The sequence below is a fragment of the Planococcus donghaensis MPA1U2 genome (assembly GCF_000189395.1).
Classification (GTDB): Bacteria; Bacillota; Bacilli; order Bacillales_A; family Planococcaceae; genus Planococcus; species Planococcus donghaensis_B.
In genome coordinates this window covers 25,322-35,570 of sequence record NZ_AEPB01000023.1, presented here as the reverse complement: position 1 = coordinate 35,570, position 10,249 = coordinate 25,322, and the positions used below count along the sequence as shown (strand labels likewise).

Genomic DNA, 10,249 nt, shown 5'->3' with positions numbered 1-10,249 from the left:
TTTTTTATTCCCGCTTAAAGCGGCTACGCGTTTTCTTCTTTCTCAGTCTTGCGATCAATTCCTCAGCCTGCCTATCTTTTATAAAGGACGTTTTGTGGTCTAATGTGACGGCTAGCTGACCATTTTCTGAATCGATAGTAAACCAGGAATTGACTTGACTTCCGGCTGGCAATCGGTTGACAGGTAAGATCAATTCAAGTCCTTCTTCTTCTTCTACTAAAATGACTGCATATCGATCATCTTCAATACGGTCCAAAATCCCTTTCATCATCTTTACCCTCCTATGCAAGCTAGGCCCTGTTCTAGAATATCATCTAGTGTGCCTTGGCCAATTCCTTTAATGTCGACTAATTGTTCTATGTTTTCAAATGGTCGCTTATCAATAATTGATTTTGCATACGTTTCGCCTATTCCTGAAATCTCTTGTAATTCTGCTGAGGACGCGATGTTTATATCAATGCATCGATTTTGTCCTTCTGTAGGCACACCTTCTTGTTGCGTGTTAACGTTATACGACTTACCGTCTGTTTCCACTACAATCGTGCCATTTACATCTGTTCCATACACTTCCGCTCCTGTATTTTCCACAGCTGCAATTACTTCTGCATGCGGGTGCCCATACGAATTTTCAGCTCCAGCACTATAAATCGCAATTTCAGGAGTCACGGCCTTTAGAAATGCCAAACTTGTTGATGTGTTAGAACCGTGATGTCCTAGATGTAGAATTTCCGCATTGAGATCAATGTCTGTATCAATCATTTCTTGTTCTTCTTTAACCCCTGCATCTCCAGTAAAGATAAATCCGACATCTCCATATGTCATTTTCAATGATACGGATTCTTCGTTAGGGGAACCGGTGATTTCGCTTGGGTGCAGCACTTCGATTTGAAGAGAACCGACATCAAAAACATCGCCCGTTCTTGGTTCCACATATTCTGTGTCACTCGCTTCGATTGCCTGCAACGCATTTGTGAACGTAGCAGAGCTACTTGAATTGCCAGACATCCATACTTCACCAACATCAAATTCCCCAATCACCTGTGCCAGCTGCCCAATATGATCAGCATCTGGATGAGTCCCGACAACAATATCAATATTCTTAATCTCTTGCTGCTTTAAGTAATCGATAACTTCAGTTGATTTCCAATTTCCCGCATCAATTAATATTGAAAACCCTTCAACTTCCAACAATGTGGAATCTCCTTGACCCACATCGATATAATGGACACGCATGACTTCTTCGCCATTTTCGATGACCATTGGCTGTTCTGACTTTTCTTGGTCTTTTTGACTGTCGTTGCTTTCTTCTTTTGGCGGCGTGGCTCTATCCGTACAAGCTGTCAGTAATCCTAAACTTAAGATTACTAGTAGTAAGACCCATATACTTTTTTTCAAAAACTCACTCCCGTTCTTTAGTGAATTTTATCATATACTAAACCACATAAAAAAGCAGTCCAAGATACGCTCTTGGCCTGCTTTTATTAAGTAGACATATAGTCTCCACCATTCATATGCAGAAATTGCCCTGTCATATACGAATTTTGCGGATCTGCTAAAAACACATAAGCTTTCACCAGTTCGTAAGGTTGACCCGGACGACCTGCTGGCACATCTTCACCAAAATCATCGCCAACATTCGGATTTAAATCACCAAAAGTTTTAGTAATGAGCGGCGTCCAGATAGGTCCGGGCGCGATACCATTTACGGCAATTTCCTCTCTCACCAACCTGCGAGCTAATGAGCGAGTCATAGCTACCATCGCACCATTTGCACCAGAATAATCAATCAAATCTGAATGGCCACGATAGGCATTAATGGATGCCGTATTGATGATTCGTGAGCCTTTTTTCAAGTGAGGAAGTGCCGCTCTCGTCAAATAAAACATGGCAAACGCTTTGATTTCAAATGTTTTTAAAAGTTGTTCATCCGTAATATCAAGTGGAGACGTTTGAGGATATTGGTAGCCTGCGTTGTTAACGAGGATATCTATTTGGCCAAATTCCGCCAAAGCAAATTGTACGAGCGCGTCACAATTCTCCGACTTACCCAAATCACCACTTAATGCTTTGGCCTCACCACCATAATCCTCAATCAACTCAATGGTTTTTTGAGCACCTTCGTCATCTCCGAGATACCCAATGACGACTCTTGCACCTTCTTTTGCATAAGCAAGTGCTACAGCCTGACCGATGCCACTGCTGGCGCCCGTGACGATTGCGACTTTACCGACTAATGCTCCACTCGCTTTATAGTCTGTTAAGTCGGTATTATCAAATTCGTGATCTGCCATATTGCCACCCTTTCAGCTTCTAATATATACTGGGCACTTTCGTTAAATGCCAAACATCGTCTGAATATTGCTGTATCGTCCGGTCGCTGGAGAAAATACCTGAAGCAGCAATATTTTTAACACCCATCTCTGCCCACTTCACTGGGTTTGCATAGGCCTCTAAAATTTTCTCGTGTGCTTTTGAATAACTTTGAAGATCTTTTAATACAAAATAAGGATCTCCTTCACGCAACAATTGTCCCACGATAAAGTCAGCATTTTCTTTTCCTTCTGTCCAATCGCCTTTAACCAATTCTTCCATCAATTTCTCAATTTCTACATCCGAATCAATTATTTCTTTTGGATTATAGGACTGGTTTTTTTCATAGTCCATTACTTCTTCTGCTCTCATGCCAAACACAAACGCATTTTCTTGGCCAACTTGTTCAAATATCTCAACATTGGCACCGTCAAATGTTCCGATGGTCAGTGCACCGTTCATCATAAATTTCATATTGCCGGTACCTGAAGCTTCTTTAGAAGCCGTTGATATTTGTTCACTTACGTCAGCCGCAGGGATTAAATATTCCGCGTGGGTTACGTTGTAATTTTCAACAAACACAACATGCAAATGCTGTCTTGCTAAAGGATCGTTATTCACTTTGTTTGCTACTGTATTAATCATTTTAATCACTTGTTTTGCAAAGTGATAACTTGGCGCAGCTTTCCCACCGAAAAAGAACGTGCGCGGATATGGTCGGTAAGTAGCATCCCGTTTGATTCGATCATATAACATTTGGATATGCAAAATGTTCATTAACTGTCGTTTGTAGCCATGAAATCGTTTAATGTGAATATCAAAAATAGAAGCTGGATCCACAATAATATTTTGATCTCGCTGAAGATGGTGAATTAACTGCTCTTTTTTTAAGCTTTTAATTTCTTGGAAGTTTTGGAGAAAGCTCTCGTTTTGAGAGAAATAATGCAGTTCACTCAAACGTTCAGGTTCCTTCATCCACTGCGAACCAATAGTATCTGTGATCAAACCCGATAACTCTTGATTGGCTTTGATTAACCATCGTCGATGTGTAATCCCGTTTGTTTTATTGTGAAACTTGTTTGGAAACTGTTCGTTCAATTCTTTCATTTCACGTTTTTTTAAAATCTCCGTATGCAATTTTGCTACACCATTTACTTTATAGCTTCCTACTACCGCTAACACTGCCATCTTAATAACCCCATCTTCAATGATGGACAATTTGTGTAGAGTTTCATCATCTTTCCCTTGGTTTTGCAAGCTCTCTTTAAAGCGGCGATCTATTTCTTCAATGATTAAATAAATTCGAGGCAATAGCGATTGGATTAAATGGCTGTCCCATTTTTCCATTGCTTCTTCCAAAATTGTATGATTTGTATAGGAAATAGTACGGGTTGTGACATCCCATGCGCTCTCCCAATCCCATGCAAAATCATCGACTAAGATGCGCATTAACTCTGGAACAGCTAAAGCTGGATGCGTATCATTGATTTGAATGGCAATACTTTCCGGCAGCTTTTCTAAAGAAGATGTATGATTGCTTATAATATTTTGAAGCGATGCACTACAAAGCAAATACTGCTGCTTCAAACGCAATATTTTCCCTGTTTCTAGAGAATCATCTGGGTAAAGTCGATCTGTGATATGAGCCGTCTCACGTTCATAAACTGCGTATTCCTTATCAACAGAAAGTGAGCGCTCTGACACTTCTGCTTGCCATAAACGAAGTGTATTTACTGTACCACCATTCGCTCCAACAATTGGTATATCGTATGGTACAGCTTTTACCCATTCGGCATTCTCTATTTTTGTCCGCATTCCATCAAGTCCCATAACTAATTGAACTTCTCCATAATACGGAATGTCCACTGCTAGGTCTTCTCTACGTGTATCTACATTATTCTTCTCTTTAATCCACTTTGTCGGTTGTTCTGTCTGGTTTCCGTTTACAAAATGTTGTGTAAACAAACCACCTCTATAACGCAAACCATAACCATGTCCAGGCAATTCCAATGAGGCAAGAGAATCCATAAAACAAGCCGCTAATCTTCCCAGGCCACCATTTCCAAGACCTGGTTCTATTTCAAGTTCTTCTATTTCAGAAAGTTCGAGCCCTAGTTCATCAAGACCTTCTTTAACCAAGTTGTAAAAATTTAAGTTTATAAGATTTTGTCCCAGTACTCGCCCTATTAAAAATTCAATAGAGATATAATATAGTTGTTTTTCTTGATTTTCTTCATACAATTGATTTGTGCGATTCCAACTCTCATGAACCCAATCACAAGTCATTTCCCACAAAGTTTCATGAGCTAGTTCCAGACTCTTTTCGGTTCCTTTCGATTCTATTCGTTCGATAAAAATTTTCTTAAACTCTTCTTTGGAAGAAAACATAATTGGCACGCCCCTTTAAATTAGCCGTTCATAAAGTTCAGCGTATTCTGCCGCAGAACGCGACCAAGAATAATCACCTTTCATGCCGTTCTTCTTGATTGCTTCCCAGTGGTCAGGCTGTTGGTAAAAACTCAAGCAACGCTGCAAAGCACTATCAAATGACTCGTCTTTTGAAAAATCACTTAAAAATCCATTACCCGATTTCTGATTTTCATCGTACTCTAATACTGTATCTTTTAGTCCTCCAGTTTTGTTGGCTACAGGAACAGTTCCGTATTGCATCGAGATTAACTGACTCAGTCCACAAGGTTCAAAATGCGAAGGCATCAAGAAAATATCTGCTCCTGCATACAATAAGTGAGCAAATGCTTCATCAAAGCCTATATTGATCGAGACTTGCCCTGGAAAATCAATATCTAGTTCTCTAAAAAATGATTCGTACTTTTCTTCTCCAGATCCCAACAACACAAATTGAACATCTTCTTTTGATAGTAAATCGGGCAGCACTTCTTGCAGAACATCAATGCCCTTTTGTCCTGACAATCTAGAAATCATCGTCAATAAAGGGACATCTCCACGATCTGGAAGCCCCGCTCTCAACTGAACTTCTCGCTTGTTCACTTGCTTTCCTTCCATGCTCATTGCATCAAATTCTCGGGCAATGGATAAATCCGTAGCTGGATTATACACTTCTAAATCAATGCCATTTAAAATTCCGATTAAATCTTGCTCTTTTTCTTGCAGCAAACTATTCAACTTTTCTCCATAAAAATCGGTTAAAATTTCATCTCGGTACGTAGGACTAACTGTCGTTATTTTATCTGCATAGAAAATACCTGTTTTTAACGAATTGAAATTCCCATCCCATTCTACCAGCCCTTCATCGTAATAACGGGCATCCATTTCGAAGTTTTCTAAAAATGTTTTTTTCGAATACTTGCCTTGGAACTGCAAATTGTGAATGGTTAAAACAGATTTTGCTGACTTAATAGATTCGTAACGCGCATCTTCTTTCAATAAGAATGGAATTACAGCTGTATGCCAATCATGTACATGAATAATGTCTGGCTCTAAGTTGCGCTGCTGAACAATCTCAAGCACTGCCCGGTTAAAAAAGGCATACCGCTCTGCATCGTCCGACTGCCCATAAATTTGGTCTCGCTTAAAGTAATCATCATATTCCATAAAGAGGTAGTTAACGCCGGATCGATCATATTCAAAAACACGGAATGTTTTTTGTTGTCCTTTAAAAGAGATATCGATCGTTTCTTTGAGCACAAATTCTGACACATATTTATCATCTATCAAACTATATTTTGGTATAATCACAGTGATCTCATGGCCTAATCTGCTAAGCTCTTTCGGTAATGCTCCTAGTACATCAGCTAACCCACCAGCTTTTGCAAAAGGTGCACATTCTGCTGCTGCCATTACAATCTTCATCGTAAATCCTCCTTCGATACATTCGCCCCTTTGCGTAAAACAATCGGTCGATCAGGAGTTCCGTGTAGCACTACTCCTTCACCAATATATACATCTTTATCGGCAATAACATAAGATAAATCACAGTTTTCTTCTACTGTACTCTTTTGCATAATAATGCAATTTTCTACACGTGCACCTTTTTTAACATAAACTCCTCGACTAATGAGACTGTTAACCACACTTCCAACAATCGTACTACCGTTCGCGATAAGTGCACGCTCAACATGAGAACCGCTGACATAACGTGTTGGCGGTTCATCTTTCACTTTTGTAAAAATCGGTCGATTACCGAGAAATAGTTGTGCTCTCTTATCTTCATTTAGTAAATCCATTGAAGCCTCAAAGTAACTTTGAACCGAATCGATTACAGCAAAGTAACCTTCATATTCATACTCATTAAATGTATAAGGACTCTTCTTCAAATTAACGACATCTTCAACGCTTACGATTTGGTTTTCTGCATAAGTTTGAATGAGCTCGACTAAAAGTTCTTTGGATAAAATATACGTTTTTAATTGGACGCCTTTACTGACAACTTCTGTGAAATCTGCTCCTGAAATAATATGCTTTTCCAGCATGTCTTTATAATTTAGTTGGGTAACAACAAAACTATTTGTGACAATTACATGAGGTTGAATGCTTTTCGTAAAAAATTGCAGATGTTCTTCTAATCCAGCAAATGACCCGACACTCGATATGCCGCCATCTCGCTGTGTAACTGGAAGAAAATATAGTCCATTTTTTCTTCTGTCCAAATCCCAGCTCTTGCCTACACCAATATGATCTAATAGCGAAGCCAGTGGATAGGATGGAAAAACACCAACCGTACTTACTCCTGAATTAACAAGATTTGATAACGCGAAATCGATTAATCGATAACGTCCTGCAAAAGGAACAGACGCCACAGTTCGTTTCATTGTTAAATCTTGTAACCCTTCTTTTTTTATAGAAGCATCTACTACCGCAAGTAACTTCATCGTTCGCCACGCTCCTTCCATTTTTCTACTTCTTCGTCTGTTAAGAGAATCACTTTGTCCCCCTGATCCACTACCTCAAACCCTTCGGGCACTTCAAACTCTGGTGGAACTATAACACGATGAAGTTTAGCACCTTTGTGAATCGTTACTCCGCTCATGATGACGCTTTCCGAAACTACCGTCTCTTCTTTAATGACCACTTTTTGGAAGATAATTGATTTTGTGACTTCCCCTGAAATTACGCATCCCTCGTTTACCATAGATGATTGAACATTACCGGTTTTGTTAATGACTTGCGGAGGAAGTTGTGGATTTGAAGAATAAATACGCCATCCGGAATCATGTAAATTTAAGCCTGAATTTAAATCAAGCAAGTCCATATTTGCTTCCCAAAAACTATCGACAGTTCCTACGTCTTTCCAATATCCTTTAAACGGATAGGCAATCATTTTCTCACCGTTTTCCATCATGGTTGGAAGGATGTCATTACCAAAGTCATGAGATGACTCTTCATTTATATTATCTGCTTCCAAATACTCTTTTAGTTTTTTCCATGTAAATACATAAACACCCATTGAAGCCAAATTACTTTTTGGATTTTCTGGTTTTTCGTCAAATTCCATTACTGTCATCTGCTCGTTGACGTTAATAATCCCAAACCGACTCGCTTCTTCCCACGGTACTTCTAATACAGAAATGGTGACATCTGCCCCCTGTTCTTTGTGGTAATCAACTAATACTTCATAATCCATTTTATAAATGTGATCTCCCGATAAAATTAGTACATATTCCGGATCACACGACTGAAGAAAAGTGATATTTTGATAAACTGCACTTGCAGTCCCTGAGTACCATTTGTTCCCATCGATTTCAGCGTAAGGAGGAAGCATGGTTACTCCACCATTGCGTCGATCCAAATCCCACGGTGTACCAAGTCCGATATAGGAATGCAGCACATGGGGCTGATACTGTGTCAAAACACCAACTGTCTCGATTCCTGAATTGGTGCAATTGGATAAAGGAAAGTCGATAATTCGATATTTCCCCCCAAATGGCAGTGCCGGTTTAGCTATTGTATATGTTAGTGATTTTAATCGACTTCCTTGTCCGCCTGCCAAAAGCATCGCAACTACTTTGTTATTCATTGTGCTTCACTCCCATTCTTTTTTTCCATATATTCATCGTAAATGCAGGTAAATTCATTCGGATAGAATATGGTAAGTCATCGCTTGGTTCATCTACCGCACCAACAATGAGTTTCTGGTCATTATCACTTGTGGTAAAAACCTTTTCATAATCTGTGTGTTTTGGAACACCTAATCTAAAACTCTCATAATTCCGGTCCGAGAAGTTACAGACGACGATGCATTCGTCCTGTTCCATTCGTCCCCTTCGGATAAAAGCAGCCACACTTTGTTGATGATTATCCGCATCAATCCATGAAAAACCATCTGGGTGATCGTCTAATTCAAAAAAGGCTTTTTCTGTTTTATAGAAAGCCAATAATTTTTTTGTGAAATCTGCCATTTCCTTATGATTTTCAGTTTCTAACGATGCCCAATCCAATTCAGGTTTAAATTCCCATTCTTCGAAATGACCAAATTCCTGGCCCATGAACAGCAATTTTTTCCCTGGATGAGCTATCCAAAAACCTAGCAGTAATCGTAGTTGTAAAAATCGCTCGTCGAGTGTTCCTGGAAGTTTATTTAGCAAAGAAGCTTCACCATTTACTACTTCGTCATGAGAAAGTGCAAGAAGGTAACGTTCTTCGTATTGATACATTAAAGAGAAATTCATTTTTCCGTGTACTTCAGAACGCTCTGAAGGTTGCACTTCCATATAGTCAAGTGTGTCTCGCATCCACCCGAAATTCCATTTGTAGTGAAACCCAATCCCTCCTTGTGCAACATTATGCGTCACTTTAGGATAATTCCAGGCATCCTCTGCAATTAATATTACTTCTGGGTGAGATGCTTTTAAGCTATTCGTTAATTTTTGTAAAAAGTTAGTTCCTTGCTGATTATAGTGCCGCTCTTCTATGTTTGGAACGAATAACAAACAAATCAGTGCATCCATACGAAAACCATCAAACTTAAATTCTTCCAACCAGTAATGGCTGCTTGATAAAAGGAAACTTACAACCTCACCTTTTTCAACATCAAAATTTAAGGTACCCCAATCAGGATTCATGCGTCGTTCCTCTATCTCGCTTTCATACAAAAAATTTCCATTAAATTGTGCTAAAGCATGTTCGTCTACACAAAAGTGCCCTGGAATCCAATCTAATATTAAACCGACCTTATTTTCCGCACACTGGGCAATAAAGTATTTCAAATCATCACTTGTCCCATACCGACTCGTTGCAGCAAAATACCCTGTCGTTTGATAACCCCAAGATTCATCTAATGGGTGTTCCGTTATTGGCAAAATTTCGATATGAGTAAAACCCATTTCCAACACATAAGGAATTAGTTCTGTTGCCAATTCACGGTAGTTCAAAAACTCACCTTGAGCGTTACGCTTCCATGTACCTATATGCAGTTCATAAATAGCCATCGGTTTTTCAAAATGATTGTTGTTTTGAATTTTTTTTTGCTGTAAAACGGTTTTTGACCATATATGCTTAGAGGATTCAACTACGATCGATTTGGTTTTTGGTCGTTTTTCACTCGCTTGAGCATAAGGATCCGCTTTTCGCAAAGTTTCTTTGTTTGGCGTTTCGAGGATATATTCATAGGCGTATCCAGTTAGTTTTCGCGGTACTTGAGCTTGCCAAATTGTCGCATCAAGAGGGTGTTGCTCCATTTGGAATATTTCTTCTGTCAAACTTTCAGGATTTGTACAAGCTACTGATACTTTTATCACTTCTGGAACCCACAGTGTGAAACTTGTTTGACCTGCCGATGTATGTGCTCCAAAATAATGATATGCATCTTTCATCTGTCCCGCATGGAACGCTTCCAACTTGTCTTCAGTAAGTTGGATTATCGATTTATTCATTTTCACACCTCCAGAATTTTAACGGTTCCGTTTCCGTGTCTCTTTTAATTCTACATAAGATATGTAAATTCCTTGTTAAGATTCTTGAT

The 10,249-nt window shown here is 39.2% G+C and carries 8 protein-coding genes; all 8 read right to left on the bottom strand.

The annotated features are described in order from the left end of the window. Nucleotides 1–4 precede the first annotated feature (4 nt). Nucleotides 5–271, bottom strand: a complete 267-nt coding sequence (locus GPDM_RS06765) for a DUF3006 family protein (protein WP_237704144.1) — start codon at nucleotides 269–271, stop codon at nucleotides 5–7. Between the two features lie 2 nt (nucleotides 272–273). Continuing rightward, the gene (locus GPDM_RS06760; protein WP_008430142.1) at nucleotides 274–1,395 is read right to left on the bottom strand and encodes an MBL fold metallo-hydrolase; all 1,122 of its coding nucleotides are present in this window, start codon (nucleotides 1,393–1,395) and stop codon (nucleotides 274–276) included. An 86-nt stretch (nucleotides 1,396–1,481) separates the two neighbouring features. Next, entirely contained in the window at nucleotides 1,482–2,291 is an 810-nt protein-coding gene (locus GPDM_RS06755; protein ID WP_008430141.1) for an SDR family oxidoreductase, read from the bottom strand. Between the two features lie 19 nt (nucleotides 2,292–2,310). Beyond that, nucleotides 2,311–4,698, bottom strand: a complete 2,388-nt coding sequence (locus GPDM_RS06750; RefSeq protein WP_008430140.1) for a glycogen/starch/alpha-glucan phosphorylase — start codon at nucleotides 4,696–4,698, stop codon at nucleotides 2,311–2,313. Nucleotides 4,699–4,713: 15 nt separating this feature from the next. Next, nucleotides 4,714–6,141 (bottom strand): glycogen synthase GlgA, encoded by a 1,428-nt coding sequence (gene glgA / locus GPDM_RS06745; protein ID WP_008430139.1) that lies wholly within the window; start codon nucleotides 6,139–6,141, stop codon nucleotides 4,714–4,716. Further along, nucleotides 6,138–7,160, bottom strand: coding sequence for a GlgC family sugar phosphate nucleotidyltransferase (locus tag GPDM_RS06740; protein ID WP_008430138.1), 1,023 nt, complete (start codon nucleotides 7,158–7,160; stop codon nucleotides 6,138–6,140). Before GPDM_RS06740 ends, glgA begins: the two co-directional genes overlap by 4 nt. Next, nucleotides 7,157–8,305: a glucose-1-phosphate adenylyltransferase gene (locus tag GPDM_RS06735; RefSeq protein WP_008430137.1), complete on the bottom strand. Its 1,149-nt coding sequence runs from the start codon at nucleotides 8,303–8,305 to the stop codon at nucleotides 7,157–7,159. The genes GPDM_RS06740 and GPDM_RS06735 overlap by 4 nt, the downstream gene beginning before the upstream one ends. Next, complete coding sequence (glgB, locus tag GPDM_RS06730; protein ID WP_008430136.1) at nucleotides 8,298–10,160, bottom strand: 1,4-alpha-glucan branching protein GlgB; 1,863 nt, start codon at nucleotides 10,158–10,160, stop codon at nucleotides 8,298–8,300. Before glgB ends, GPDM_RS06735 begins: the two co-directional genes overlap by 8 nt. Nucleotides 10,161–10,249: the final 89 nt, after the last annotated feature.